The 25,504-nt window shown below is 71.8% G+C and carries 24 protein-coding genes; 12 read left to right on the top strand and 12 right to left on the bottom strand.

The window, feature by feature from the left end; all coding sequences use genetic code 11:
• Positions 1-243: 243 nt before the first annotated feature.
• The gene (locus ACGFIO_RS37040) at positions 244-1,404 is read right to left on the bottom strand and encodes an alpha-xenorhabdolysin family binary toxin subunit A (protein ID WP_392834097.1); all 1,161 of its coding nucleotides are present in this window, start codon (positions 1,402-1,404) and stop codon (positions 244-246) included.
• Positions 1,405-1,544: 140 nt separating this feature from the next.
• Between ACGFIO_RS37040 and ACGFIO_RS37035 the strand changes: the two genes are divergently transcribed.
• The 3 genes from ACGFIO_RS37035 to ACGFIO_RS37025 are packed head-to-tail and all read left to right on the top strand — an operon-like array spanning position 1,545 to position 5,666.
• The gene (locus ACGFIO_RS37035; RefSeq protein WP_392834095.1) at positions 1,545-4,475 is read left to right on the top strand and encodes a BTAD domain-containing putative transcriptional regulator; all 2,931 of its coding nucleotides are present in this window, start codon (positions 1,545-1,547) and stop codon (positions 4,473-4,475) included.
• On the top strand, positions 4,472-5,446 hold the full coding sequence (locus ACGFIO_RS37030) for a hypothetical protein (protein ID WP_392834093.1): 975 nt from the start codon (positions 4,472-4,474) through the stop codon (positions 5,444-5,446). The genes ACGFIO_RS37035 and ACGFIO_RS37030 overlap by 4 nt, the downstream gene beginning before the upstream one ends.
• The gene (locus ACGFIO_RS37025; RefSeq protein WP_392834091.1) at positions 5,436-5,666 is read left to right on the top strand and encodes a hypothetical protein; all 231 of its coding nucleotides are present in this window, start codon (positions 5,436-5,438) and stop codon (positions 5,664-5,666) included. The genes ACGFIO_RS37030 and ACGFIO_RS37025 overlap by 11 nt, the downstream gene beginning before the upstream one ends.
• On the opposite strand, the gene ACGFIO_RS37020 is transcribed toward ACGFIO_RS37025, so the two are convergent.
• Genes ACGFIO_RS37020 through ACGFIO_RS37010 form a run of 3 tightly spaced genes read right to left on the bottom strand, consistent with a single transcriptional unit; the run spans position 5,638 to position 8,320 of the window.
• Entirely contained in the window at positions 5,638-6,066 is a 429-nt protein-coding gene (locus ACGFIO_RS37020) for a YybH family protein (RefSeq protein WP_392834089.1), read from the bottom strand. The genes ACGFIO_RS37025 and ACGFIO_RS37020 overlap by 29 nt on opposite strands.
• 13 nt (positions 6,067-6,079) lie before the next feature.
• Complete coding sequence (locus ACGFIO_RS37015; RefSeq protein ID WP_392834087.1) at positions 6,080-6,649, bottom strand: DUF2087 domain-containing protein; 570 nt, start codon at positions 6,647-6,649, stop codon at positions 6,080-6,082.
• A gap of 48 nt (positions 6,650-6,697) precedes the next feature.
• Positions 6,698-8,320: a serine/threonine-protein kinase gene (locus ACGFIO_RS37010; protein ID WP_392834085.1), complete on the bottom strand. Its 1,623-nt coding sequence runs from the start codon at positions 8,318-8,320 to the stop codon at positions 6,698-6,700.
• A 199-nt stretch (positions 8,321-8,519) separates the two neighbouring features.
• Between ACGFIO_RS37010 and ACGFIO_RS37005 the strand changes: the two genes are divergently transcribed.
• Both ACGFIO_RS37005 and ACGFIO_RS37000 read left to right on the top strand, forming a co-directional pair.
• Positions 8,520-9,617, top strand: a complete 1,098-nt coding sequence (locus tag ACGFIO_RS37005; RefSeq protein ID WP_392834082.1) for a DNA glycosylase AlkZ-like family protein — start codon at positions 8,520-8,522, stop codon at positions 9,615-9,617.
• Positions 9,618-9,893: 276 nt separating this feature from the next.
• Entirely contained in the window at positions 9,894-11,324 is a 1,431-nt protein-coding gene (locus ACGFIO_RS37000; protein ID WP_392834080.1) for an aldehyde dehydrogenase family protein, read from the top strand.
• Here ACGFIO_RS37000 and ACGFIO_RS36995 read toward each other — a convergent pair.
• Positions 11,321-12,517 carry a helix-turn-helix domain-containing protein gene (locus ACGFIO_RS36995; RefSeq protein WP_392834078.1) on the bottom strand — a complete coding sequence of 399 codons (1,197 nt, stop codon included), beginning with the start codon at positions 12,515-12,517 and terminating at the stop codon, positions 11,321-11,323. The genes ACGFIO_RS37000 and ACGFIO_RS36995 overlap by 4 nt on opposite strands.
• A 53-nt stretch (positions 12,518-12,570) precedes the next feature.
• Positions 12,571-12,705: a hypothetical protein gene (locus ACGFIO_RS36990; RefSeq protein WP_392834076.1), complete on the bottom strand. Its 135-nt coding sequence runs from the start codon at positions 12,703-12,705 to the stop codon at positions 12,571-12,573.
• Positions 12,706-12,850: 145 nt separating this feature from the next.
• On the opposite strand from ACGFIO_RS36990, the gene ACGFIO_RS36985 reads away from it, so the two are divergent.
• A complete protein-coding gene (locus ACGFIO_RS36985) occupies positions 12,851-13,213 on the top strand; it encodes a nuclear transport factor 2 family protein (protein ID WP_392834075.1) in 363 nt (120 codons plus the stop codon).
• Here the strand turns inward: ACGFIO_RS36985 and ACGFIO_RS36980 are convergent.
• The 4 genes from ACGFIO_RS36980 to ACGFIO_RS36965 form a co-directional block, all read right to left on the bottom strand.
• Positions 13,206-13,505 (bottom strand): response regulator transcription factor, encoded by a 300-nt coding sequence (locus ACGFIO_RS36980; RefSeq protein WP_392834072.1) that lies wholly within the window; start codon positions 13,503-13,505, stop codon positions 13,206-13,208. The two genes, ACGFIO_RS36985 and ACGFIO_RS36980, sit on opposite strands and share 8 nt — an antisense overlap.
• A complete protein-coding gene (locus ACGFIO_RS36975) occupies positions 13,505-13,681 on the bottom strand; it encodes a histidine kinase dimerization/phosphoacceptor domain-containing protein (protein ID WP_392834071.1) in 177 nt (58 codons plus the stop codon). The genes ACGFIO_RS36980 and ACGFIO_RS36975 overlap by 1 nt, the downstream gene beginning before the upstream one ends.
• Before the next feature lie 567 nt (positions 13,682-14,248).
• The gene (locus ACGFIO_RS36970; RefSeq protein ID WP_392834068.1) at positions 14,249-15,043 is read right to left on the bottom strand and encodes a phosphotransferase; all 795 of its coding nucleotides are present in this window, start codon (positions 15,041-15,043) and stop codon (positions 14,249-14,251) included.
• Positions 15,043-16,122, bottom strand: coding sequence for a DUF3616 domain-containing protein (locus ACGFIO_RS36965; protein WP_392834066.1), 1,080 nt, complete (start codon positions 16,120-16,122; stop codon positions 15,043-15,045). Before ACGFIO_RS36965 ends, ACGFIO_RS36970 begins: the two co-directional genes overlap by 1 nt.
• Positions 16,123-16,223: 101 nt before the next feature.
• On the opposite strand from ACGFIO_RS36965, the gene ACGFIO_RS36960 reads away from it, so the two are divergent.
• Positions 16,224-20,567, top strand: coding sequence for a glycoside hydrolase family 2 TIM barrel-domain containing protein (locus ACGFIO_RS36960; RefSeq protein WP_392834065.1), 4,344 nt, complete (start codon positions 16,224-16,226; stop codon positions 20,565-20,567).
• Between the two features lie 68 nt (positions 20,568-20,635).
• Here the strand turns inward: ACGFIO_RS36960 and ACGFIO_RS36955 are convergent, their stop codons facing one another.
• Both ACGFIO_RS36955 and ACGFIO_RS36950 read right to left on the bottom strand, forming a co-directional pair.
• A complete protein-coding gene (locus ACGFIO_RS36955) occupies positions 20,636-20,803 on the bottom strand; it encodes a hypothetical protein (RefSeq protein ID WP_392834063.1) in 168 nt (55 codons plus the stop codon).
• 72 nt (positions 20,804-20,875) lie between these two features.
• The gene (locus ACGFIO_RS36950) at positions 20,876-21,658 is read right to left on the bottom strand and encodes a sulfotransferase (protein ID WP_392834062.1); all 783 of its coding nucleotides are present in this window, start codon (positions 21,656-21,658) and stop codon (positions 20,876-20,878) included.
• A 433-nt stretch (positions 21,659-22,091) separates the two neighbouring features.
• Here ACGFIO_RS36950 and ACGFIO_RS36945 point away from each other — a divergent pair, with 433 nt between their 5' ends.
• From ACGFIO_RS36945 to ACGFIO_RS36925, 5 genes are all read left to right on the top strand, one after another.
• Entirely contained in the window at positions 22,092-23,273 is a 1,182-nt protein-coding gene (locus ACGFIO_RS36945) for a ricin-type beta-trefoil lectin domain protein (protein ID WP_392834060.1), read from the top strand.
• 119 nt (positions 23,274-23,392) lie between these two features.
• On the top strand, positions 23,393-23,707 hold the full coding sequence (locus ACGFIO_RS36940; protein ID WP_392834057.1) for a PadR family transcriptional regulator: 315 nt from the start codon (positions 23,393-23,395) through the stop codon (positions 23,705-23,707).
• Complete coding sequence (locus ACGFIO_RS36935) at positions 23,701-24,453, top strand: hypothetical protein (protein WP_392834055.1); 753 nt, start codon at positions 23,701-23,703, stop codon at positions 24,451-24,453. Before ACGFIO_RS36940 ends, ACGFIO_RS36935 begins: the two co-directional genes overlap by 7 nt.
• Positions 24,438-25,202, top strand: coding sequence for a hypothetical protein (locus tag ACGFIO_RS36930; RefSeq protein ID WP_392834053.1), 765 nt, complete (start codon positions 24,438-24,440; stop codon positions 25,200-25,202). The genes ACGFIO_RS36935 and ACGFIO_RS36930 overlap by 16 nt, the downstream gene beginning before the upstream one ends.
• Positions 25,203-25,212: 10 nt before the next feature.
• Positions 25,213-25,467: a hypothetical protein gene (locus tag ACGFIO_RS36925; RefSeq protein WP_392834051.1), complete on the top strand. Its 255-nt coding sequence runs from the start codon at positions 25,213-25,215 to the stop codon at positions 25,465-25,467.
• Positions 25,468-25,504 lie beyond the last annotated feature (37 nt).

Here is a 25,504-nt window from a genome sequence, read left to right as displayed (position 1 = left end):
TCGGGGGGGGGGGGGGGGGGGGGGGGGGGGGGGGGCGCCGGCGGGCGCGGGGGGGGGGGGGCGGGGGGCCCCCCCCCCCCCCCCCCCCCCCCCCACGACCCGATGGCCTCGTCCCCGGATGCTCACGATGAACCGCAACGGTGCGACCGACGAGCGGGTGCGACCGACGAGCGGATGCGACCGACGAGCGGATGCGACCGACGAGCGGTGCGGCCGGGGTCGATCCGTGCCGGGAAGTGTTCCTCAGGCGGCCGGACGGACGGACGAGAACTGGTCGGCGACCAGCCACGCGGTCTGACCGGGCAGCTGCGTCACGTAGGCGTTCACACGGTACGCGTCGGCGTTCAGGGCCGCCTTGTGCCACTGGCGGGTCGCCTCGTCGACGCCGAGGTTCATGATGATCGGCGGCACGTCGCGGATGTCGTCGTCGATCATCCTGGAGATCTTTCCGAGGTCGGCGGCGATGCCTCCCCAGACCCCCTGGATCTTCTGGATCACCGGGAGGGCCGCGGCCACCTCGCGGGCGATGGCGTTCATGGTGAACTCGGCCGTGTTGAGGGCGACCACCAGCTTGAAGTCGGCGGCCAGCTTGGCCTCCAGGTTCTTGACCTCCTGGTCGGCGGCGCGGGCCCGGGCCAGCGCGTCGGTGGCCCGCTTGCCGTACACGCCGGCGACCACGGCCGCGGCGATCAGGCCGGGCAGGCCCACCCACGCGTACGTCACGGTGGTCGCGGCGATGACGACGTCGTGGTTGTACTCCTTGTTGGCGTCCTCCAGGATCTGCTTCTGGTCGACGAAGTCCCTGAACAGATGGAAAACTTCGTCGCTGGTAGCGCCGTGTTTGTCGGTGTAGTAGCGGACCAGCCCACTCTTGCCGTCGGCGCCGCTCAGCGTCTGCTGATCGGCCTGGGTGTTCCGCGCGAATTGGGCGATCTTCCCGGCCACGCTGCCGGCCTTGTCCGCCTTGCGCTCCGCGTCGGCCTTCAGGTTGTCCAGGATCGCCTTGAGCGCGGCCTTCGCCCGCTCGTTGCCGGGGTCCCGCTCCAGGATGTCGGCCTCCCGCAGGATCGCCCCGTAGAAGACGGGCGCCTTCGTGTCGCCGTACTGCACGATGTCGGCGGCCAGATCGACGGTGGCCGGGAAGATCACGTTGGTCCAGTCGGCCACGTGGTCGCGAATGGCCCCGTAGGCCCGGATCAGGTCCGCGAAGTCGGACAGGTCGGCCGGCGCGCCGGCGCCGAGGGAGGTGCGGAAGGTGTCCTCGTTGTACGGCAGCACCGAGGCGTCGGCGGAGTACTTCTGAATGGCGATCCACTCGGGACGGGACAGCAGGAAAGCGGGTCCGCCTTCGGTGCCGGCCTCGGCGACTTCACGCGGACCGAGGTCATAGGACGGTGTGGACATTGGTCTCCTCTTTCTGGCCAGGAGGCGGACGTGTGTGCCTGCCGGTTCTCATAAGATGACGCCGTGGTGGGACGACGGAGGGACGCCGGTGGGACCGTCCGGCCGGGCGGCCGGGACGCGCCCCGCGACGGCGGCTGACCATGGTCGTCAGCGTCGACGTACTCGGCCCGGTGCGGATCCGCGGCGGTGGTACGACCGATCCGCTGACCCGGTCGATGGAGATCGGGGTGCTGTCCGTGCTGGCGCTCAACGCCGGGAGCGCCGTCTCCGGCCACAGCCTGATCAGCGTGCTGTGGCCGCGAGATCCGCCCCGGACGGCCGGGAAGACCCTGCAGGGGTACGTCAAGCGGGTCCGGGCCCTGGTCGCCGCGCACGGGGTCGAGCTGACGTACGCGGGCCCGGCCGGTTACGTCCTCCGGCTGGCCCCCGACCAGGTCGACGCGATCCGGTTCGAGTCGATGATCACCCACGCCCGGGCCGGCGACGACGACGCGCGACGGTTGCGCGAGCTGGACCAGGCGCTGGCCCTGTGGCGTGGAGATCCGTTCGCCGGGTGCGAGCTCGACGGCCTGGCGCCGTACCGGGAATGGTTGCTCGGGCTCCGCAGCGGCACCCGGGTCGAACACGCGGCCACCCGGATCCGTCTCGGGGTCGGCGCCGACACGATCAGTACCGTCCGCGCCCAGCTGGTGGACGAGCCGACCAACGAGCGCCTCTGGCTGCACCTGGCCGGGGCCCTCTATCTGAGCGGGAATCCGGTCGCGGCCCTGGACGCGATCACCGAGGCGCGGCATGAACTGGACGAACGGGTCGGCGTGGGTCCCGGCCCCGAACTCCGCGAGCTGCAGCGCCGCATGCTCCAGCACGACGACGTGGAGGGCGCCTACCGCCGGCTGACCGGGCCGGAACGCCCGGTCCGGGCCCGCTCGGCCGGACCGTCCGGCCGGGGTGCGCGCAAATCGGCCGGTCCGCCGATCGCCCTGTCGCTGCCCCGGTGGGCGGGTGAACTCGTCGACCCGGACGGCCTGGTGCCGCGGATCGCGGCCCGGCTGGACGAGGGACCGGCCGTCATCACGGTCTGCGGGCCGGGTGGCCTGGGCAAGACGCGTTGTGCCGTGGAGGCGGCCCAGCTCGCCGCGACACCGTGCCGGGGGTTCATCGATCTGAGCTCGTTCACCACCGCGGCCGAACTCCTGCTGCACCTTTCCGGGTCCTTCGGCGTGCCCGACCGCGACGACCCGGTCTCCGCGGTGGCCATCCAGCTCGGTGACGCCCGGTGCGTCGTCGTCCTGGACAATCTGGAGCAGATCGGCGACGCCGCGCCGGCGATCCGCGAACTGTCCGGCCGGTGCCCGTCGGTGACGTGGTTGCTGACGTCGCAGACCGAACTCGGCATCGACGGGGAACGGGTGGTCCGGTTGCGCCCGCTCGCGCACAGCGGCGCCGGCGCCGACCGGCCGTCCCCGGCGGCGGCTCTGCTGGTCGCCGCGGCCGCCCGGCGTGGCCTGCGGCTCGACGCCGACGCGGGGATCGAGCGGATCGCCGGGCTGCTGGGCGGCATTCCGCTTGCGCTCGAGCTGGCGGCCGGCCAGCTGCAGCACCTCCGGCCCGAAGCGCTGCTGGGCGCGCTGGCCGACCCGATCGACGCGCTCGTCGACCCGCGCCGGCTGGTCGACCGGCACCGGTCGATGCGGGCCTGCTTCGAACTCGGGCTGGCCCGCCTCGGCCCGGACGCGGTCGACCTGTTCTCCGTGGTGTCGCACCGCCCCAACGGCTGCCGGTTCGACGATCTGATGACCTGGTGGGGGCGGCCCACCGCGTTTCCCCGGGCGGTCGCAGAGTTGGTCGAGGCGGGTTTCGCGACGACGGTGATCGATCTGGCCGGTGCCACCCGGATCACCCAGATCCCGCTGGTCCGGGCCTTCGGTCGTACGCTCCCGCGGCCGCCGGACGCGGAGGCGGCGGACAAAACCCTGGATCTGGCCGTCGTGGGCCGCGCTCAAGCCTCGATGACCGAGCCCCGGGCGCTGGTGACCGAACCCGACCTGGCCGACATCCGCCGCATGCTCCAGGCCGGCCTCGACCACCCCGAGGCGGTCGACGGCGCCCTCCAGCTGGCCGTTCTGCTGATGCTCTACTGGTGGACGGCCCGGATCACGGAGGGCCGGCGCTGGCTGGCGGCACTGCTCGCGCAGGCCGGTGACCGGCCGTCGCCGGTCGTCGGAGTCGCGGTCCATGTCCTGTCCCTGTTCGACTTCTACGTCGGCGACGCGGAGGGGGCGCGCCGGCGGCTCGACGCCGGCCTGGACACGAAGCCGACCGACCCGCTGGAGCGGGCCCGGCTGCTCGCCCTGCGGGCGATGCTGGACGCGTGCGAGGACGACCACGCGACCGCGACCGGCCGGTCCGAGCAGGCCGTCGCCCTGGCCCGCGCCGCCGGTGACCAGCAGGCCCTCGCCTACGCCCTGGGCAACGCGGGCGACGTGGCCACCGCCGCCGGTGATTTCGCCGCCGCTCGTGGCCACTACGTCGAGTGCGTCGACGGCATGCGGCGCGGCGGCCTCAACTGGCTGTCCGCGGCCCCGCACGCCCGCCTGGGCGACCTCGATCTCTCCGACGGGGAACTCGGGCGGGCCCGGATGTGGTTCGACCGCGCGGTCGCACTGTGGTCGGCTCGGGAACTCGGCCCCGGGGCGCCGCAGACCCTGGCCGGGCTGGCCCGGCTCGACGTCATCGAGGGTGACCACGCGAGCGCCCGCCGCCACCTCGACGCCGCGCTGGCCACGGCCGAACAGTGCGGCAGCCGCGGCGAGTACCCGTGGGTCGTCCTCGGATACGCCGCGCTGCTGGCCGCGACCGACCGGCGGGCCGACGCGGCGGTGCTGTTCGAGCTCGGTCTGCGCCACGGTCGCGCCGCCGGCCACCACGTACGCCGGCTGGTCGAGGCCGAGCTGGCCGGGTTGTACCGCGCCGCCGTCCCCGATCCCGGAGCCGTACGCGCCGATCCCCGGGTGCTCACCACCCCGCTGGAGGACCTGCCGATGGTTGTCGCCCAGGTGCTGGCCTCGTGACCGGCGCCGAACCGGCCGGCCGGGCCCTCGACGCGGTCGCCGCGCTGCGTGCCGCCGTCGCCCGGCCCCCCGGCCCGCTGCGGGCCCTGCTGGACGAGGCCGTCGGCCATTTCGACCTGGTGCTGCGGGAACGACCCGCCGGAACGGTCGCGGCGACGGCCGTACCGGACGGGGTCTTCGCCGCTCTCGGCCCCGGTCCGGCCCCGCCCGGCCTGCTCGCCGCCGCGGCCGCGACATACCTGGCCCTGGACGTTCTCGACGACCGGATGGACGGTGCCGAGCCCGCGTTCTGGGGCGGACGGCGCCCCGGCGAGGTCGTGGTCGGCGCCCAGGCGCTGCTCCAGCTGGCGGCTCAGGTGGTCGCCGACGGTGCCGCCCCGGCGGTCGCCGACCGGATGCGTGTGCTCTACCGCACCATGATCCTGGACGTCGGCGAGGGGCAGCTGCGGTCGGAACAGCCGCTGACCGAGGCGACCACACCGGACACCGTCGGTACGGCGATCAGCGCTCGCAGCGGAGCCATGCTGGCCGGGTTCGCCGCCATGGCCGCGGTCGCCGCACACGCCCGGGAGCCGGTGGTGGAGGCGGCGCGGACGTTCGGCCACGAGCTGGGTGTGGCCCGCCAGCACCTGAACGACCTGACCGAGCTGGCCGGGGACGAGACGACCGACCTGCGCAACGGCACGGCGACACTGGCGCCCGCGCTGGCCCTGCAGGTGCTGGATCCGGCCGGGCGCCGACGGCTGATCGACCTCATGCACGCCGCCGCGGACGGCCCCGCGGCCCGCCGGCGGCTGGTGTCGGACGAACTGGCCACGGCGATCGCGGAGGTGGGCGTCGTGATCCAGCTGCATCTGCGCCGGGCCCAGTTGGGGGTGGCCGAGCTGGGCGGCTCGGCCGAGGGTACCGGCAGCCTTATGAATCTGGTGGAATTGACCGCTGCGACGCTGAGGAGGAGCCGTGTCCGGTAGGGAAGATCGACTGGCGTCCTACGACGAGATCCGCCGGCGGTTCATCGAGGAGCCGCAGTTCCGGATCGCGCTGCGGGCCGACCCGGTGGCCACGATGGAGGCGATCCTCGGTGAGCTGACCGAGGACGAGCGCCACTGGGCCCAGGGGCTGGCCTTCGGCAGCAAGTCCGACTACAACCTGGTCGAGCTGCTCAGACGGGACCCGTTGACGGCCTGGTGACCGGTTGGGCGCGGGACAGGTCGGCGACATATTGCCAGCCCTCGGCCGGGCTCAGCATCAGCACCTCGACGGCCTCGACGCTGAGTCTGTCCGGCGTTCCCGCGCCGTCGGCGAAGACACAGGTGAAGACGCCGCGCCGCCACGCCAGGACGCCGTCCCAGACGTCGAAGTCCTCCGTCGGCGGCGTCTCCTCGATGACGGTGTACGCCCGCAGCGCGACGGCCAGGTAGTCCTTGATCGCGTCCCGGCCCACGGCCCAGAACGCGTCGTCCTGGCCGCGGGCGCTGGACAGGACGGCCCCGGGGGCATACAGATCACCGAGGCCGTCGATGTCCTTCGCCTTCAGCCGCTCGACATAGATCGAGACGAAGTCGGCGAGGGACCGGACCGGGGAGGCCATGCCGGTGGCCGCGTCAGCCGGCGGCGGCCGGTGTCGGGCGGCGCCCGGAGCCGTACGTGCTGCCGGCCCGGTCGCGTTCCAGCCAGCCGGTGTCGACCATCATCCGGCGCACGCCGGCCACGTCGTCGGCGACCGCGGCCAGCCGCTGGTTGATCTCGTCCTCGGTGTAGAGGCCGTCCAGCGCCAGGAACCGCGCCAGCAGCTCGCCCACCTGCGTGTACCGCTCGCTCAGGGTCGGCGGCAGCGAGGTCAGCCGGCCGTGCGCGAAGTAGCCGCGCAGCTGGGGGTAGTCGTCGAGCAGCGGGGCGATCGGTTGCAGGCGGTCGACGGCGGCCGCCGCCTCGCGCAGGCCCTCGGGGCGGGCGCGGTAGAGGCCGTTGCCGGAACCGGTGGCCAGACCGAGCGCGACCAGCCGGGCGCAGGCGTCACCGGCCTGCGGGACCGAGGCCTCCAGGGCGTAGGCCAGCTCGGCGATCGTGGCGCCCTCGCGACCGCGCCGGGTCAGCTCGGCCAACGCGCTCAGGCGGATCGGGCTGGACAGTGCGGCGAGCACGTCGGCGGCACGGGCGGCTTCGAGCGACATGCGCCCACCGTACGCATCGGATCACGCCGCGCCTACCGCATTACCCGCTCAATCCAGCGTGATCAGGTCCGGGAAGTGTTTGGCGCCGGCGGTGACCAGGTCGCCATCCATTGTGACGCCCCACCGCGGGTCGGAGGCCACCTTCTTCGCCTCGGGCACGGTCAGCGGCGGCGGCGACTCCGGGTTCGCGCTGCCGTTCCACGGAAGGCAGGTGGACACCGTCACCTCGACGTGGGTGCCGTCGTCCCAGTCGGCCACCACGATCACGTTCTGGATGCAGTTGCCGGCCGGCCGCTGGACGGTGATTCGCGGGCCGGTCGTGCGTACCTCGGAATCGGGGTTCTTGTCCCGGCTGATCTCGACCGCCATCCGGCCCAGGCCCTGGTCGCCGGACATCAACACCTGCACGAACAGCCGCTTCTCGTCCGCCGGCGCGGTCGACGCGCGCAGCAGCTTGCGGTCGGGGAACATCTGGGCCAGCAACTCGAGCATCGCCTGCGGCGTCGTCTTGCGGGCCACCGGTGCCGGGGCGGCGTTGGTGCGCGGTGAACCGGAGGCCGCGGCCGCGACGCCGCCGCGTTCGACGGCCGTGTTGGTGCGCGGCGTTCCGGCCTGCCCCGAGTCGGGGTTGACGGCCAGGCCGAGAATGGCGGCCGCGGTGAGGGCGACCGCGCCGCCGGCCGCGGCGAAGGCGTTGCGTTTGCGGCGGCGCGAGGTGCGTGCGGCGAGACGTTCGACCGAGCGGGGTACGCGCGGAGGGCTCGGCCACGCCCCCGGCGGCGGTGCGACCGGATAGTCACCGGCCGGCGCGAACGGGTAGACAGCGAGCAGCTGCGTCTCCTCGGAGAGCGCCTGCTTCTCGTCGGAGAGCAGCGCGTCCAGCAGCTGCCGGGCCGTCGGCCGCTGGGCCGGTTCCTTGGCCAGGGCCCGTTCGACCAGGCCACGGATCGGCTGGGTGAGCCCGGACAGGTTCGGCGGCTGGGTCAGGATGCGCATCGCGGTGGCCGGCGGCGAGTCGGCGCCGAACGGCGTACGCCCGGTGGCAGCGTAGGCGACCATCACGCCCCAGGCGAAGATGTCCGCGGCCGGGGTGACTGTCGTGCTGCCGTCCGAGGCGAACCGTTCCGGCGCCATGTAGGAGACGGTGCCCACCATCTGGTCGGTACGCGTGTGCAGGCTGGTCGCGTCCAGGGTGCGGGCGATGCCGAAGTCGATGACCTTGACGCCACCCACCGGGAGCAGCACGTTCTCCGGTTTGAGGTCGCGGTGGATGACCCCGGCGCCGTGGATCGCGCACAGCGCCGTGGTGATCCCGATGGCCACGCCGCGCAACTGCTCGGGCGACAGCGGGCCACGCTCGCGGACCACGCTGGCCAGGCTGGGGCCGTCCACGTACTCCACGACCAGGTACGCCGGGTCGTGGTCGACGTCGGCGTCCAGCACCGCCGCGGTGGAGAACGACGGCACCTGACGCAGGCGGTTGACCTCGCTACGGAACCGGCGACGCATCTCGTCGTCGCTCAGCTCGGCCCGGATCACCTTGATGGCGACCGTCCGGCCGTCCGGTGCCCGGCCCAGGTAGACCGTGCCCATCCCGCCGCGACCCAACCGCCCCAACAACTCGTAGTCACCGAGCCGGGTTGCCTCGCTCGGGTGCAGGGGCATGCTCATTCCGATTCCCCTCCGATATCGTCCGGCACGCCGTCGCGGACCATACTCCTGATCAACGTGGTAAATCCCGTCCGGTGCGCGCGCGTCGAAAGATCGAAGTCATTCGTGCAAATGCCGAGGCAAGGTGAACCATTTCAGCCGATCACTCGTATCAGGCGAGGATCAACATCAACTGAGCGTAGTTGGCTAGCCTGCCAAGATGGCCGTTCACCAGCTCACTCGGGCCGAGGCGAGACAGGTCGCGATCTCCGCGCAACTGCTCGATCACACCCAGCCACCAGATCCGATGGCGGTGATCCAGCACCTCACCTGCCTGCAGTACGACCAGACGGCCGCCGTCGCGCCCAGCGCCGACCTGGTGCTGTGGAGCCGCCTCGGGTCCGCGTACACCCCCGAAGATCTCGCTCGTGCCCTGGCCGACGGCTCGCTGGTCGAACTGGACATGATGATCCGCCCGGCCGGGGACATCGCGCTCTACCGCGCCGACATGGCCGACTGGCCCGGCCGCGGTGAGATCAGCGAGTGGCAGGCCGCGCTGGAGGACTGGGTACGCGCCAACGACGAGTGCCGCCGCCACATCCTCGAGCGCCTGTACGACGAGAACCCGCTGACCGCCCGCGCGTTCCCCGACCTGACCATCGTCCCGTGGCGCTCCTCGGGCTGGAACAACGACCGCAACGTGATCCGCCTGCTCGACCAGATGGCCGCCCGCGGCGAGGTGGCGGTGGCCGGGCGCCGCGGCCGCGACCGGCTGTGGGACCTGGCCGGACGCGTCTACCCCGACGATCCGCCGGTGCCGGCTGAGGACGCGTCGCGGATTCGCGCCGAGCGGCGGCTGCACGCGCTCGGCGTCGCCCGTGCCCGCACCACGGCGGTGCCCGGCGAGCCCAACCACGTCGGCGAGGTGGGCGAGCCGGCGACGATCGAGGGGGTACGCGGCCAGTGGCGCGTCGACCCGGCGTACCTCGGGCGTTCCTTCGAGGGCCGGACGGCGCTGCTGTCCCCCCTCGACCGTCTCGTCTTCGACCGCAAGCGGATGACCGAGATCTTCGAGTACGACTACCAGCTGGAGATGTACAAACCCGCGGCCAAACGCCGGTGGGGATACTGGGCCCTGCCGATCCTGCACGGCGACCGCCTGATCGGAAAGATCGACTGCACCGCCGACCGGACCCAGGGCATCCTCCGCGTCGACGCGATCCACGAGGACGCGCCGTTCCCCCGCAGGACCGCCGCCGCCGTCCGGTCCGAGCTGGCCGACCTCGCCGGCTGGCTCGACCTCGACCTCGTCACCTGACCACCCCCGCCGTCCACGTCGTGGTCCCGCCCTAAGTCGTGGTCCCGGTCTGAGTCGTGGTCCCGGTCTGAGTCGGGGTCCCGGTCTGACAGTGGTAGGTCAGGGTGCTCGGATACCGCCCGGGGCCACCACTTGAGGTTGGCCGCCCAGAGGAGGCCGCGTTCGGTCAGGCCGCCGAGCCCGGCCACGATCGGATGGTCGCGTCAGGCACGAACCGCAGCGCGTCATGAAGGCAGGCCTTCGCGAAGTCGTCGATCACTTCAGTAACTTGGGCGCATGCGGATGTTGGTGGATGGGGCCTGGGTGGACGCGGCGTCGGGGGGCACCACGGTCGCGGTCAGCCCGGCCACGGGCGGGGAACTCGGTACGGTGCCGGACGGGGACCGGGAGGACGCGCGGCGGGCGATCGCGGCGGCGCGGAAGGCGGCACCGGGGTGGGCGCGGATCTCGGCGTTCGAGCGGGCCGCTCTGCTGCACCGGGTCGCCGACGTCGTCGAGAGCCGGCGCGACGATCTGGCCCGGACGCTCACGCTGGATCAGGGGAAACCGCTCCGGGCCGAGGCGTACGACGAAGTGGACGAACTGGTCGTCTACTGGCGGATGGCGGCCGAGGACGGCAAACGGTTCGGCGGGCTGCTGCCCAACTCGGCCGCCACCGGCAAACGGGCGCTGCTGGTGCGGCGGCCGCGCGGGGTCGTCGGGGTGATCACGCCGTGGAACTGGCCGTACACGATGCCCGCGGAACTGATCGCACCGGCGCTGGCGTCGGGGAACACCGTGGTCTGGACGCCCGCGCCGACCACGTCGATCTCGGCCGGCGCGCTGGCCGAGTGCGTGGCCGAGGCCGACCTGCCGCCGGGCGTGCTCAACCTGGTCACCGGGCCGGGCGCGGTGGTCGGCAACGAGATCGCCGCCCACCCGGGCACCGACGCGGTCGCGTTCATCGGGTCGACCGCGACCGGCCGGCTCGTCGCCCAGGCCGCCGCGGGCAAGGCGACGCTGCTGGAGATGGGCGGCAACGGGCCCGTGGTGGTGCTGGCCGACGCCGACCTCGACCGGGCGGTGGAGGGCGCGCTGGCCGCGTGCTTCCTCTGCGCGGGGCAGAGTTGTACGGCGGGGGAACGCCTGCTGGTGCACGAGTCGGTCCGCGACGACTTCGCGGCCCGGCTGGCCGAGGCGGTGACCGGGCGCATCCGGCTGGGCGACCCGCGGGACGACGCGACCACGATGGGACCGCTGAACAACGACGCCGTGGCGGCCAAGATGGACGAGCATGTGGCCGACGCGGTCCGGCGGGGCGCCGAGGTGCTGACCGGCGGCGCGCGGGCCACCGGCTTCCCCACCGGCCTGTACTGGCCGGCGACGGTGCTGTCCGGCGTACCCGCCGAATCTCTGGTCGCCACCGAGGAGACCTTCGGGCCGATCGCGCCGATCGTCGGCATCGGCTCGCTCGACGAGGCGATCGAGCTGACCAACGCCTCCCGATACGGGCTTTTGGCCGCCGTCTACACCGCCGATCTGAACACCGGCCTGGCCTTCGCCGACGCGGTCCGCACCGGCTGGGTGAACATCAACGAGTCGACCAACTACTGGGAGTCGCACCTGCCGTTCGGCGGACGGGCGGGGTCGGACAGCGGGCTCGGCCGGGTCGGCGGCGCCCACCCGATGGAGGCGTTCACCGAGCTCCAGACCGTGATCATCGGCTAGACGGCGACCTGCATCCGTTCGCACAGGCCGCGCAGTTCGGCGCCGCCGGCCGCACGCCGGGCCCGTTCCAGCAGCGACCGCACGGTCTCCTGCGCCATCGCCGACGTGTGCACGTGCTGCGGGGCGATGCGTTCCGCGGTCAGCAGATAGCGGATCGCCTCGCGGTCGCGGCCTTTCATCGCGGCCAGGGCCCGGCCCGCGTCGGCGTAGTAGAAGACCTGCCGGCATCCGTACGGCAGAATCCCCGGGTTGGTCCGCCCGGCGATGGTGACCGCGACGTCGGGCTCGCCCCCGTCGGCCTCCATGCCGATCCGCCAGATGCCCACATTGGTCGGTCCGAAGAAGATGTGCATGGCCGAGCTCTCCCCGGTCCGGTCGGCCACCGCGCCCGCCTCGGCCGCCCACCCGCGGCTCTCGTCGACCCGTTTCAGACCGCGGCTGGCGTACGCACAGATCAGCTGCAAAGTGCCGGTGACCTCGAGGGCGCCCGGGGCACCGAGGTGGGGGCGCAGCTCGTCCACCGCCCGGCCGGCCAGGGTGAGTCCGCGCTGGAACGCGTCGCACGACAACGCGGCATTGGCGCGCGCGTATGCGGCGTACCCCAGCAGAACCGGATCCTCCGCACCCACCGCGGCCTCCACGCACCGCTCGGCGGCCAGCCACGCCTCGGCCGGATGCCCCAGATTGCGCACCACTCCCGATGCGATGAACGTCGCGTGGCACAGCATTCGCAGCGCCGGCTGCCGCTGCGCCGGGTCCCGGGCCAGCGCGTGCAGGTCGCGCACCAGATCGGGCAGGACCCGGGCCGCCCCCGCGTAGTCGCAGGCGCCCCGCAGCTGCTCGACCAGGTCGACCGTGCGGCTCAGCTCCATCGCGGGTGGCGCCGGACGCTCGGCCGGCTCGTCCAGATCGGTCTCGACCAGCGCCTGGTGGATGGCGTGGACGCCGGCGTGCGCGGCCAGCGCGGTCCGGTCACCGACCGGCACCAGCATGCCGGCCAGCTCGGTCGGCGAGCATTCCAGCGCCGTGGCGATGTCCGCGAGCACGAACCGGTTGTCCGCCGCCTGACGCCCCCGCTCGATGCGGCTCCAGGTGGCGTGCGAGACCCCGGCCCGGCTCGCGGCGTGTCGTATGCTCCAGCCCCGCATCAGCCGCCGGTGCCGGATCCGTTCCCCGATGGTCAGCATCTCCATGGGGCGACGCTATCCACGGTCCCCACGTCCAGTGGTACGCACGCGTACCGCTCTCAGTCGTCCTGGTCACCCGATCGGATGATCCCGGCGAGGTCGAGGCCGGCGAGGAATTCGGCGCGGTCGTCGTGGTCACGCAACTGGCCGGCGACGGTACGGGTGAACGCGTACTCCTCGGCTTCCCCGGTCACTGGGGATGACATTTCGCCCTTTCGCGCGCACCAAAAGAGGACCTGAGTGGACTCAGGCCGACGATGGTACAACCGGGCATTAATTCAAGGGAATAAGAGCCGTGGCCCCCTTCTGTCGCATTTCACCGGTCCTAGAATTCCCCCTATGAGTTCTCCAGTTGTCGATCGACTGCTCGCCGCCATCAACGCCCGCGATCCGGACGGCGTTGCCGCCTGTTTTGTCGAGGACTACGTCTGCGAATGGCCCGCGCATCCCAACCTGACGTTCAGTGGCCGCGAGAACGTGCGGATCAACCAGGTGATGAGGTATGAACAGCGGCCGACGGTCCAGGCCGAGATCGTGCACTCGGTGGTGGTGAACGACGAGGTGTGGGGCGAGTGGCACTTCTTCGACCAGGACGGAAAGGCCGAGCGCGGCGTCATTGTCCTGGTTGTCGACAGTGAACAGGACCTGATTCGCAGCTCCCGCTTCTACATGGAAGTCGTCAAGGACGCCGTATTCATGTAACGACGGGGAACCGGCCCGGGTAGTGGAACAGGAAGCGGTCGATCAGCGCACGGGTGGCGGCCGGCGACAGCAGCGAGTCCCCGGCCATGACCGTGCGGATGCCGTCCAGCAGTCGCTCCGGGGTGACGTCCTTGCCAAGGAACCCACTCGCTCCGGCCTGCAGCGCGCGGGCGACGTGCTCGTCGGTCTCGAAGGTGGTCAGAACCAGCACGCGGGTGCCGTCGTTCTCCGGTGCGGAACAGATCTGCCCCGTTGCCGCCAGCCGGTCGAGAACAGGCATCCGGATGTCCATCAGGCCTGAACAGGACGTTTGGCCAGGAGGTGTCCGGCCGTCCCGGCTTGTGCGTTGGCCACCGTCAGGTGATGCGCGACGACGTCGTGCGGTTCGCGCGCGATACGCAGGCGTTCCTCGCTGATCCGCTGGCCATCCCGCCGAGGATCACCGCGCCCACCGCGAGGCCGGTCCACCCGGTCGCCGGCCTGGCCGTCCCGACGACCGTAGCGGGTCTCGGCCCTGGCTGGGGCCCGGGCCGCCGACCTCGGGTGGTAGCCCCGGGCGGTGTCCGCGGATGGGCATCGTCGTCGCCTGAGCCGCCCGACCGCGGCTGGTCAACGGCAGGCGGACCCGCTCCGGGCGTGCCAGACCAGGCAGCCCCACCCCCTGATGCGCACCGGTGCCCGACCTCCTCTCCGCCGCCTTTGCTCTGAGCACAGATATGCATCACCCGGCCAGGTGGCGTGTCGCACATGTGTTCCCGAATCGGGCGCGCGGCGGGCGCGCCTCAGAGAAAGGACACGCCCGGGCCGCGAGGTGATGCATATGTCTGCTCAGAGCAAAGGGGCGCGGGCCGGAGCGTGTCGACCGCGGCATCCGAGAGGTGACCGCGGCATCCGAGAAGTGACCGCGGCATCCGAGAGGTGATCGAAGACAAGCGCGAGCGAACGGCTTGACCTGGACGACGACGACGCCGCCGAGGCGGGCGGTCACCTGCGGGGCCTCGGCCGGGTGGGCGCAGGCCTCCCGCACGGTTTCGTTCATGAGCTCCGGCGCCGGATCTGGTCGAGCCACTCGGCGGCCAGCGCGCGGCCGCCCGGCAGCTGGTCGTCGCGGTCCCAGCGCCACATGGTGATGGTCGCCAGCACCAGGAGCCGGCAGTCGCGGAGCAAGTCGTGGTCGAGGCCGGGATAGTGGGCGGCAACCTCCTCGGGCGCGTGGGCCAGGTCGTACTCGACCGGTCCCCGGCAGCAGGTCTCCAGGTCGATGAACCGGGGCCCGGCGACCAGGTTCCCGGGGTGCGGCTCGCCGTGCAGCAGTTGCTCGGGGGCACCGCGTTCCAGGATCGACCGCCGGTGGGTGCGCAGGGTGCGGGCGAGCACCTCCCGGTCGTCGTCGGCCAGGTCCGGGGTGCGGTCGCGGTCCGCGGCGAGTTCCTCGGCCTCGGTGACGCGATCGGTGAAATGCGGTGTCGGCAGGTCGACCTCGCGCATCCGGGCGTGCAGCCGGGCGAGCGCGGAGGCGTAGTCGGCCGGTGAGATCTCGGCGGAGCCCTCGTAGAACGTCCAGAACGTGATCCTGAGATCGTCGCGCGAGTGGACGCGCGGTTCCACCCGCGGGTCGAGGGCCGCCACCGGGCCACCGGCCAGCCGCTGGGCCAGGTCGACCTCGAACCGCACGTTCTGATGCGCGGACGGTGCCACCCGGGCCACGACGTCGCTGGGCAGCAGGCGCAGGGTGAGCTTGTTCGAGTTCTGCAGGACGATCGCCTCGTCGGCGGCCAGCCCGAGCGACTCGGCGACCGTCTGCGCCGTGACCACGGCACCGGTGTCCATCAGGGCAGGCTGACGACGTCGGCGAGCACGATGTCGTCGCCGTGGAAGCGGGCCACGGCGGGGCTGTCGTACACGATCAGGGCCTGTTTGCTCTCCGGCGGGCCGATCACGCCCAAGCCCTCGGCGTGGTCGTCGCCCTCGCCGTAGGTCAGCTCGACCTCGCGGGTGATCACCTCGTCGCGCACCACCGACGGCTGTTCCACGGTCATCGCCCCGTGCCAGCGGTAGATCCGCACCGGCCCGTCCAGGTCCATCGTCGGCCCGGCCAGCACCAGCAGGTCCTCGCCGGCGGGGCACAGGTCGCGCACGCCCAGCCCGTCCAGATCAAGGACGTGTTTGCGGTACGCCCGCCCGTCGGGGAAGTCGCGCAGCCGGAGCCGCTCCGGCGAGTCGGGGTCCACGTACGGCCGCAGCTCCAGCACGAACGCCCAGCCGCGCAGCACGGGCCCGCGTAGTCCCAGGTAGACCCGCTCGCCCTGGACGGCGATGCCCTCGATGTCGAGCCCGTTGTCCTTGCCGGGGATGGGCAGGAACAGGGCCAGGTGCTCGTCGTCGGCGAGCAGGGCGCGCAGGTTGTCCCGCGGCGCCAGCGCGGCGGGCACCAGCGTCGTCCCGTCGGCGTCCAGGGACCGAACCGGCGTGGGCAGGCCGTCGACGTCGGCCACGGGCAGGCGTACCAGGATCTGCCGGTTGTCCTGGCCGACGACCCGGCCGAGCCGGCGCAGCGCCTTGTCCCCCTCGTGCCTGGCCTTGATCTGCTTGCGCCGCAGGCTGTGCGACCCGACCGCCCACAGGAAGTGCCCATCCCGGGCGACGCCCTCGATGTCGGCCTCCTCGTCGGCGTCCTCGCCGGGCAGGGCGACGAAGTCGGCCAGCCGGAAGCTGGCGTCCTCGGCGTATTCGGCGGGCGCGGCGGGGTCGTCGGCCACCAGGCGTTCCAGGGTGGCGGTCTCGTCCCCGGCGATCCACAGCACCGGGCCGTCGGAGCGCACGGCCGAGAGGTTGGTGTGGGTGGCGTTGGCGCGGGAGAGGTGGCCGAAGCGGAGCCGGACCGTGCGTTCCAGGGTCATGATCGCCATCGTCGCATCCCCCGGTACAACTGCTACCTCGACCGAGTCTTGACGCGCCGCCCGTAAGGCAGAAGCATCGTCCATTGTCTATCTGTTACGGGGAGGTTACCGTGCGCCTTGCCGCCGTCGGACTGTTGCTGACGACCTTCATCGGTGCGCCGCAGTCCCAGGCTCTGGATATCTACAGTTATCTGGACAATCCACAGCTCACTCAGGAAGGGCAGGTCGAGCCGCACGCCGACCTGCGACCGTACCCGGACGAGCAGTCGGCGGCGGCGGACGTGACCGAGCGGACGGCGCCCAACCCGTACGTGCGGTCGCTGGACGGCTCGTGGCGGCTGAAGATCTTCGACAAGCCCACCGACGTGCCGGACAACTTCGCCGACCAGGCCGGGAACTGGCCGACGGCCCAGGTTCCGCACACCTGGCAGTCGGACTTCATCGACCACCCGATCTTCCGGAACATCCCGTCCGAGATCGTCCCGGACGACCCGCCGCGGGTGCCACGCGACGTCAACCCGACCGGCGCCTACGTGAAGACCTTCACCGTGCCGGCCGAGTGGCGCGACAAGCGGACCTTCCTCCGCTTCGAGGGCGTGACCAGCAACTACCTGGTCTGGATCAACGGCGACTACGTCGGGTACGACCAGGGCGGCTACACCCCGGCCGAATACGACATCACCGACCACCTGCACGCCGGCACCAACACGCTGTCGGTCCAGGTGCACCGCTGGGGCTCGGGCGCCTACCTCGAGGACGTCGACCAGTGGCGCTACAGCGGCATCTTCCGCGACGTGTGGCTCTACCGCACCGAGGCCTCGCACCTGCGGGACACCTACGTGACGACCGCGGGCGACACGGTCACCGCTCGCGTCTCGAAAACGGGCGAGGGACAGGTCACCGGCAAGCTCCTCGACGACAAGGGCCGGGTGGTGGCGACCGCGGCCGGCGACACGCTCGGCCTGACCGTGCCCGGGGCCCGGCGCTGGAGTGCCGAGGAACCCAACCTCTACACGCTGATCCTGCAGCTGACCAGCAACGGCAGGGTCGTGCACACCACGTCGCAGACGGTCGGCTTCCGCGATCTCAAGGTCGAGGACAAGCAGATCAAGGTCAACGGGAAGCGGATACAGATCAAGGGCGTGAACCGGGCCGAGACCAACCCGGACACCGGCCGGGCGGCCACCCACGAGTTCATGAAGCAGGACGTCTTCCTGCTCAAGCGGCTGCACGTGAACGCGATCCGCACCTCGCACTACCCGAGCGACCCGTACCTCTACCGCCTGGCCGACAAGTACGGTCTGTACATCGACGACGAGGTCGACATCGAGACCCACAACCACGAGAGCTGTCCGAGCGTCTGCCTGGCCGACAAGCCGGAGTGGCAGGCCGCGTTCGCCGACCGGTTCCGCGGCATGGTCGAGCGGGACAAGAACCATCCGAGCGTGATCTTCTGGGACACCGGCAACGAGGCCGGGCTGGGCGCCGCGCACTTCGCGATGGCCGCCTGGGCCGACGCCCACGAGCCGACCCGCCTGCTCTACCACCAGTCGAACAGCCCGGACGGCGACGCGCCCTACGCCGACGTGGACGGCCCGCGCTACCCGACCCCGGCCCGGCTCGAGGCCCGCACGCTGAGCAGCGCCAAGCCGATCGTGATGGGCGAGTACGCGCACGCCATGGGCAACAGCCTCGGCAACTTCGACGACTTCTGGGACCTGTCCCGCCGCTATCCGTCCATGCAGGGCGGTTTCATCTGGGACTGGGCCGAGCAGAACCTGCGCCAGCCGCTCTACATGGTCTCCGACACCGCCTTCCTGGTCGGCAAGCCCACGGTCAAGGACGGCGTGGTCGACCTGTCCGGCCTGGACGACTTCGTCGACACGTTCCGCGCGCCCAGCCTCGACCTGACCGACCAGGTCCGCCTGGAGACGCGGATCAAGCCGGGGGCGTGGAGCGGCAGCTTCCCGATCCTGACCAAGGGCCTCGGGTACGCCCTGCAGATGCGCGATCAGAACACCCTCGAGTTCGGCGCCGACATCGGCGGCTGGACGACAGCGGCGGCGACCGTGCCGGCCAACTGGTACGACACCTGGCACACGGTCGCCGGCTCGTACGACGGATCGAGGTTGAGCCTGGTCATCGACGGCACCGTGGTCGCGACCACCCCGAAGACCGGCAAGATCGACCCCGGTCTGTACGAGGTGCAGATCGGCCACAACGCCGAGACCCAGCTCGACAACGACCTGTGGAGCAAGCGCACCGGACACGGCCAGGTCGACTACGCCCGGGTCTACGGCACGTCGGCCGAACCGGTCCTGGACCTCGGGTTCGAGTCGGTCCGGCGGCACGGCGACTTCCTCAGCCTCGGCATCAGCCTCTCCGGCACCGACGGGCTGGTCGGCTCCGACCGCTACCTGCAGCCCGAGGTGCGGGAGATGTCCTGGGCGCAGTCGCCGATCCGGGTCACCCAGGTCTCCCCCACCGTCGTCCGGCTGACCAACGAGCAGCAGGCCGGCGCGCTACCGGTACGGGCCCGGTGGAAGCTCACCGAACAGGAACGCACGCTGCGGTCCGGGTCGTCGGAGGTGACCATCGGGCCGAAGGAGAGCAGGGACGTCACGGTGGATCCGGCGCCGGCCAACCCGGCCGACCGCGAGCGGTTCCTGACCGTCGAGGCGCTGAGCACCAGGGCGACCGCGTGGGCCCCGGCCGGGTGGCTGCTGGGTCAGGGCCAGTTCGCGGCCGGCGGCCGGGCGGTTCCGGGCGTTCTCCCGGCCCCGGTACGCGGGACGCCCAAGCTGACCAGCGGCGGTGGGACGGTCACGGTCAGCGGTGCCGGCTTCCGGTACCGGTTCGAGGGCGGCACGCTCGCCTCGATGCGCGCCGGTGGCCGCGAACTGCTGCGCGGCGGGCCGCTGCTGTCGGTCTACCGGCCGCCGACCAGCAACGAGACCTACGACTGGAACGTCAACGACGGCGGGGTCTGGCACGACATCGGCCTGGACGCGATGACCCGCACTGTCACCTCGGTGCGCACCTCGGCCGAGGCGGACGCCGCGGTCGTCGAGGTGGCCGAGCGGTACCAGGGCCGGACCATCGCGTTCGACCAGACACTGCGCTACGCCGTCGACCGGAACGGGACGGTCACGCTGCGGCAGAACGTCACGCCGTCGGGATCGGGCACGTCGGCTCTGCCGTACCTGCCCAGGGTCGGGCTTGCCCTGAAGCTTCCGGACGCGATGCAGAAGTTCGCCTACTACGGCCGCGGCCCGTTCGAGAACTACAACGACCGCAAGTCGGCGGCGCCGATGGGTGTCTACCGCAGCACGGTCGCCGACGAGTACGTGCGGTACTCGCGGCCGCAGGCCTACGGCAACCACACCGACGCGCGCTGGGCCGCGCTCACCGACGGCCGCGACGGCCTGCTGGTCGGGGGCCTGAACGACGTCAGCGTGTCGCAGTACGACGAGCTCGCCCGGGCCGAGTACGACCACCAGCTGCCCCTGGTCAAGAACCACGGCTGGGTCACCCTGCAGGCCCTGGCCGGCGAGACCGGCATGGGCGAGACGCCGAACTCGGTGCTCCCGCCCTACCGCCTGCCGGCCACCCGCCCGTACGCCCAGGAGCTGGTCCTGCGCCCGCTGACCCGGGCCGAGGCGGCTCGGGGCGGCGTGCCCGACTCGGACGTGCCCGCGCCCTGCCCGCCCGACGTCGGCCTGCACGCCCCCGACACTGTCACCCCGGGCACCCCGGCCGCCGTGACAGTGACCGTGACGGCTCGCTGCGCCGAGGGCCTCACCTCGGTCAAGGTCACCCTGGCCGCCCCGGACGGCTGGACGGTCACGCCGCCGGTGGTGACCCGGGACGGCTCGGGCACCGCGTCGTTCCAGGTCACCGCGCCGGCCGGCACCGACGCGGGCGACCACACGCTGACCGCCACCGTGGTCAGCACGACACCGAGCGGCTTCAGCACGACCACCACCGCGTCGGCGACCGTGCGGACGCCGCTGCCGCCCGGGTACGCCTGGCTCAGCGACAAGCCGTACGAGGCGGTCAGCAACGGCTGGGGCCCGGCCGAGAAGGACATGTCCAACGGCGAGGCCGGCGCCGGTGACGGTCAGACGCTGTCGATCGCCGGGAGGGCGTACCAGAAGGGTCTGGGGGTGCACGCGGCCTCGGTGGTGCGGGTGCCGCTGGGCGGGAGCTGCACACGGTTCAAGGCCGACGCCGGCCTGGACGACGAGACCGGCAGCGACGGCACGGTGGTGGCGTCGGTGTGGCTGGACGGGCGGCAGCTGACCCAGACCGCCCGGCTCACCGGCGACGGCCCGGCCGTGCCCATCGACGTCGACGTGACCGGCGGGCAGACGCTTGAACTCCAGGTGAACGACGCCGGCGACGGCAACGCGCACGACCACGCCGACTGGGCCGCCGCCCGCCTGCGGTGCTGAAATCAGTGGTAGGCCTGGGCGGTATTCGCGTGCGCGATGCCGCCCGGGCCTACCACTGGTGAGCGGAACTACCAGATCGCGTCGGCGCCCGCGGCGGCCAGCGTGGCGCCCGACACGATCAGCACCACCAGGCTGAGTTTGTGCAGGCGGGTGCCGCTCCGGACGTGGGGGCTCTCCATGGCGGCGAGCAGCACCCCCGTGCAGGCGGCCAGTCCCATCCCCACGAACGCGATCACGGGTTACACGGTGCCCTGCGCGCCCCTACCCGCGTGCGACCGACACATGACATTCAGGCAATCGGGTGGTAATCATTTGCCTTCCCGGGCCGGGTAGGCGCTGTGCTTCGTTCCCAATACCTGGCGTACGGAGGGCTCGTCCATCGGCTCGCCCAGGAACGTGAAGAGTTCGCGCACGTTGGCCAGGCCGTCGTCGATGTCGTCGTAGACGAAGTGGTGGTGCCGCCCGTCGGCCGGGATCCGCCAGAGCCGCTCGTCGGCGGTCCGGATGGTCCGCTCGGCGTCACGCTGGTCCGGCCACCAGCCGCTGCGGGCCACCGCGGCCGGGTCCCGATGGTTGATCACGATCTTGACGGCCGGGAACACCCGGTGCAGCCAGGCCAGGTATTCGTCCAGGTCGGGGATGTGCGACGGGGCGTAGCGGATCTCTTTGAACCCGAGCACCCGGTCGCCCGGTTCGGGGCGCAGAATGTTGCTCACAAAGGTGTTGAGCAGGCCGGAACGGAACCGGTTCTCGCGGACCCGCGGGGTTCCATACCACGGGCTCAATGGGCTGAGATGATCGGCGCCGGAGAAGCTCTCCCGGGCCTTGGCGATCGCCGCGTCGGCCTGGTAGATCCGATAGAGGGCGCTGTAGTTCTCGCCGCGGACGCGGTAACCGGGAATGGCGTTGAGCAGGCCGGCCAGCAGTGTCGAACCCGACCGGCCATAGGTGAGCACGAACAGGTAGTCGTAGTCGGCGACCACGCCGACGTGCCGGGTCGCGGCGCGCATGCCTTGGCGCATCAGCCGGAAGCCGCCGCGGCGCAGGGGGGACAACACTTGTCGTACGGGCTGGGGGATGTGCTCACGCATGGTGAGGCCGACGCTACCGAAGCCCGAGAACATGAGGCGTACGGCCTCACGACTGAAAGGCGTGTAGATCTTGGTTTTCCGGTGTATCCCGGCCCCGCCACCTCCGGTTCTTCGGCCGGCGGGCCGGAGGGCTACACGTACGCCGTCATTCTCATTTCCAACTTTTCGGACATTTCACCCCTACGGGCGATCCGGCCGGGCGCACCCGGAGTGCTCCCGGGTCCGGTCCTGAACGTGGTCCGCAAACCCCGCCCGCCGTCACCCGCGGTAACCGATCCGCCTCGCGGCGGCGGCCTGGAACCATGGCTGCCCTGACATCGGTTTTTGCCCGACCAGGCAGGTTACGTGCGTCGTCTGATTGAAACGTGACTATCTCCCTTGATCCAGGTATTTTTGCCGCCCGGTAGGTCCAACGGCCGGGACGGTGGTAACAGTGCGCGACGAGAGTGGTTACGAGGACTACTCGAACCGTTCCGACCAGACCGAGAATGTGCTGGTCAGGCCCTATATTCCGCCAGATCAGGACTTCGGTGAGGCGGCGGGGTACACGCTGCCCGAGGCGCCACCGGAGATGCACGACCCGAACGCCTACGACACCGCCTCCTTCGAGAGCTACCCGGCCGGCGATTACCCCGCCGACGGTTACCCGGCCGAGAGCTACCCCGTCGAGAGCTACCCCGTCGAGGGTTACCCCGCCGACGGGCAGCCGGCCGACGCTTTCCCGGCCGAGGACTACCCGGACCGCCCCTACCAGGACGACGCCGAGCACACCGGCCCGGTCTTCGTCCCCGATCCGACGCCGATGACGATGCCCGGCGACAGCGACCGCGAGCCGCCGGTGTCGCATGTGCACCCCGAGTCGGACCGCCGGCAGATGGTCTGGCTCATCGGCTCCGGGCTGGCCCTGGTCATCGCGGTCGCGGTCACGATGATCGCGTTGTGGCCGGCGCACGAGGAGGAGACGCCGACCGCCGCCGACCGGAACTCGGCCGCGCCGACCGCCACCGCCCCCGGTTCCCCGCAGGGTTCCGCCCCGGGCGGCGCACCCTCGGCCGGCCCGTCGAAGGGCGCCGCGGCCCCGGCCACCACCGGCACCCGGGCGGCCAACGGCACCACCACTCAGCCGGGCACCCAGAACGGCACCACCGTGCCGAACTTCCCGCTCCCGCCGGCCGGCAACGGCCAGGGCAACAACCAGGGCAACGGACAGCAGCAGCCGGCCCCGCCGCCGGCCACCCTGGCGCCACCGCCGGCCGCGGACCGCACCGGCCCGGTCGTCGCCGCCTCGGGCAACTGCCTCGACATCGACGCCGGGATCATCCTGTTCGGCGACGAACTGGTCGCCCGGGACTGCAACAACACGTCGTCGCAGAAGTACACGCTGGCCAAGGACGGCACGCTCCGGGTCAGCGGATCCTGCGCGGTCCAGGAGGGCGCCGAGATCAAGGTCCGCGCCTGCGGCAGCGGCGCGGCCGCCGGCGACGCCGGCCAGTGGCGTGCCGGCCCCGGCAACAGCCTGGTCAACAACGGCTCCAAGCAGTGCGTGACGGCCAACGACAGCGACGTCTCGCTGGCCTCCTGCGGCGGCAACGGCCAGGCCTGGACCCTCCCCTGACCCCCACCCCCAACCTCGGGCGGTAGCCCCGGGCGGCATCCGCCCGGGGCTACCACTGAAGCTTTATGACTTTTGACCACCCCTATGAAGAACTGGACATAGCTTTGTAGAGTACGGGCATGCCCTCGATGCGCATGACCACACCGCGCCTGCTCGTCCTGCAGGCCCTGATCGACGACCCCGGCCGCGAACGGTACGGGCTCGACCTCGCCGGTGAGGCCGGCTTGGAACCGGGCACCATCTATCCGATCCTGGTCGCCTTCGAGAACGCCGGCTGGCTGAGCAGCCGCCCCGAGGACATCGACGTGCACGCCGAGGGTCGGCCGCGCCGCCGCTACTACAAACTGACCCCGGCCGGGGACACCGCCGCCCGGGCGGCCCTGGCCAAACGCCGCCGGGCACCCCGCGGCGCGACCGGGGAACTGGCGTGGTGACCCGCGTCGCGCTGCGGCTGATGCTGGCCCTGCTGCCGGAAGACTTCCGCGACCGGCAACGCGACGAGTGGACCGGCGACCTGCTCGCCCTCACCTCGGCCACGGACCGGCGCCGCTACCTGGCCGGCGCCGCGCGTACCCTGCCGAGCCTGCGCCGCGCGGCCCACCGCCGGCCCGCCCCCGACGAGATAGAGGTCGAACCCGTCGTCGGCGACACCGTCGCCCGGGTCCTGATGTCCGGCCTGCTGTTCTCGATGCTGGCCTTCTACCTGTTCGTGCCGCTGCGCTACTACGCGATCGCGGACGCGACGACCACCGACCCCAAGGACGTCTGGCCGCTCAACGGCGACCCCGGCCCGCTGCTGCCACTGTGGGCCGTCTTCTCGCTGACCGGCTGGGCCGTGGCCCTGGGCAGCGTCTTCCTGCTCGTCTCGGTGACCATCACCGGCCTGGTGGCGACCGCGATCAGCCGCCACCGGTACGCCATCGGCCTGGTCGCCGCCCTGCTCCTGACCCTGCCGGCCGGGCTGGTGGCCTCGCTGATCTTCGCCCTCACCGGCGGCGAGGACCACGGATACACCGCCGGCCTGCTGGGGCTGGTCGCGCTGCTCCTCGCGTACCTCCGAAAAGGTCTCCCCCGCCGCACCCGGATCCTGCTGGCGCTGGCCGGCGTGGCCGCGGTGATCCTGCCGATCTGGACGGCCACCCCGTCCGGCACGACAGTGCTGTGGTGGTGGTTCGACTGACACTCCCGCAGGAGCAGCTGATCGCCCGGGTCCACGACCTCGTCCGCGACGACGACCGCCTCCGGGCCGTGCTCGCCTACGGTTCGTTCGTCAGCGGCGAAGGCGACGAACACAGTGACGTCGAGTTCTGGCTGTTCACCGCGGCCGACGTGAACCCGCGGGCCTGGCTGGCCGCGACCGGGCCGGCCAGTCACGTGGTCGTCAATGAGTTCGGCGCGCACGTGGCGTTCTTCCCGGGCCTGATCCGGGGCGAGTTCCACTTCGCGCCGGCCCGCGAGATCGCCTCGGTGGCCGGCTGGCCCGCCCGTGGCGGCGCGGTCGACGACATGATCGTGCTGGACCGGACCGGCGAGCTGCGCCGCGCCCTGGAGGCGCTCCCGGCGGAGCCGGCCCGGCCGTCCACCCCGGACGAGATCGACCAGCTGTGCGGGCGCTTCGCGAACTGGCTGGTCCTGGCCCACCACGTCGAGCGCCGCGGCGAGCGGCTGCGCTCGGCCGACGCCCTGGCCCACGCCCGCCGGCATCTGTTGTGGATGGTCCGGCTGGCCGAGAAACGTACGCGACACTGGCTGACACCGTCCCGGGCGTTCGAGACCGACCTGCCCGCCGACGTCGTGACCACCCTGCACCAGGCCGCGTCCGTGGCCGACCTGTGGGCGATCGGCCGCCGCTACTGGTACCGGCTGGCCGAGCCCCCCGAAGCGCTGGTCGCCGAACTCGACCGGGCGGTCGGGCCGAAACAGATTTAGGGTGGGCCGTATGGGGGACGTGCTGGCTCTGCGGCTCTGCCGCGCTCAGGACCTGGCCGCGCTGATCGGGCTGCTCGCGGTCCTGGAGGGTGAGTTACTGGTCGGCGGGGTCACGTCGCACCTGGCCGGGCGGCTGAGCGAACGACTGGAACTCGGCTCGCTGCTGCCCGAGGCGGCCGACGAGGAACAGCTGGGGCAGGCGATCCACGATCTGAACCAACGGCTGCGGTACGCCCTGGGCGAGTTCGACGACTTCCCCGGCTGACGCGGCGGTAGGCCCGGCCCCGCTTCACCGTCGCCTC

The organism is Actinoplanes sp. NPDC049265, from assembly GCF_043197135.1.
GTDB lineage: Bacteria > Actinomycetota > Actinomycetes > Mycobacteriales > Micromonosporaceae > Actinoplanes.
The sequence above is the reverse complement of the archived record's forward strand: the minus strand, read 5'-3'. Positions and strand labels throughout refer to the sequence as shown.

Bases quoted from the DNA above. Each gene is read 5' to 3' on its own strand.
- ACGFIO_RS37040 (WP_392834097.1), bottom strand. From the start codon at position 1,404: ATGTCCACACCGTCCTATGACCTCGGTCCGCGTGAAGTCGCCGAGGCC.
- ACGFIO_RS37035 (WP_392834095.1), top strand. From the start codon at position 1,545: ATGGTCGTCAGCGTCGACGTACTCGGCCCGGTGCGGATCCGCGGCGGT.
- ACGFIO_RS37020 (WP_392834089.1), bottom strand. From the start codon at position 6,066: ATGGCCTCCCCGGTCCGGTCCCTCGCCGACTTCGTCTCGATCTATGTC.
- ACGFIO_RS37015 (WP_392834087.1), bottom strand. From the start codon at position 6,649: ATGTCGCTCGAAGCCGCCCGTGCCGCCGACGTGCTCGCCGCACTGTCC.
- ACGFIO_RS37010 (WP_392834085.1), bottom strand. From the start codon at position 8,320: ATGAGCATGCCCCTGCACCCGAGCGAGGCAACCCGGCTCGGTGACTAC.
- ACGFIO_RS37005 (WP_392834082.1), top strand. From the start codon at position 8,520: ATGGCCGTTCACCAGCTCACTCGGGCCGAGGCGAGACAGGTCGCGATC.
- ACGFIO_RS37000 (WP_392834080.1), top strand. From the start codon at position 9,894: ATGCGGATGTTGGTGGATGGGGCCTGGGTGGACGCGGCGTCGGGGGGC.
- ACGFIO_RS36995 (WP_392834078.1), bottom strand. From the start codon at position 12,517: ATGGAGATGCTGACCATCGGGGAACGGATCCGGCACCGGCGGCTGATG.
- ACGFIO_RS36985 (WP_392834075.1), top strand. From the start codon at position 12,851: ATGAGTTCTCCAGTTGTCGATCGACTGCTCGCCGCCATCAACGCCCGC.
- ACGFIO_RS36980 (WP_392834072.1), bottom strand. From the start codon at position 13,505: ATGGACATCCGGATGCCTGTTCTCGACCGGCTGGCGGCAACGGGGCAG.
- ACGFIO_RS36970 (WP_392834068.1), bottom strand. From the start codon at position 15,043: ATGGACACCGGTGCCGTGGTCACGGCGCAGACGGTCGCCGAGTCGCTC.
- ACGFIO_RS36965 (WP_392834066.1), bottom strand. From the start codon at position 16,122: ATGGCGATCATGACCCTGGAACGCACGGTCCGGCTCCGCTTCGGCCAC.
- ACGFIO_RS36950 (WP_392834062.1), bottom strand. From the start codon at position 21,658: ATGCGTGAGCACATCCCCCAGCCCGTACGACAAGTGTTGTCCCCCCTG.
- ACGFIO_RS36940 (WP_392834057.1), top strand. From the start codon at position 23,393: ATGCCCTCGATGCGCATGACCACACCGCGCCTGCTCGTCCTGCAGGCC.
- ACGFIO_RS36925 (WP_392834051.1), top strand. From the start codon at position 25,213: ATGGGGGACGTGCTGGCTCTGCGGCTCTGCCGCGCTCAGGACCTGGCC.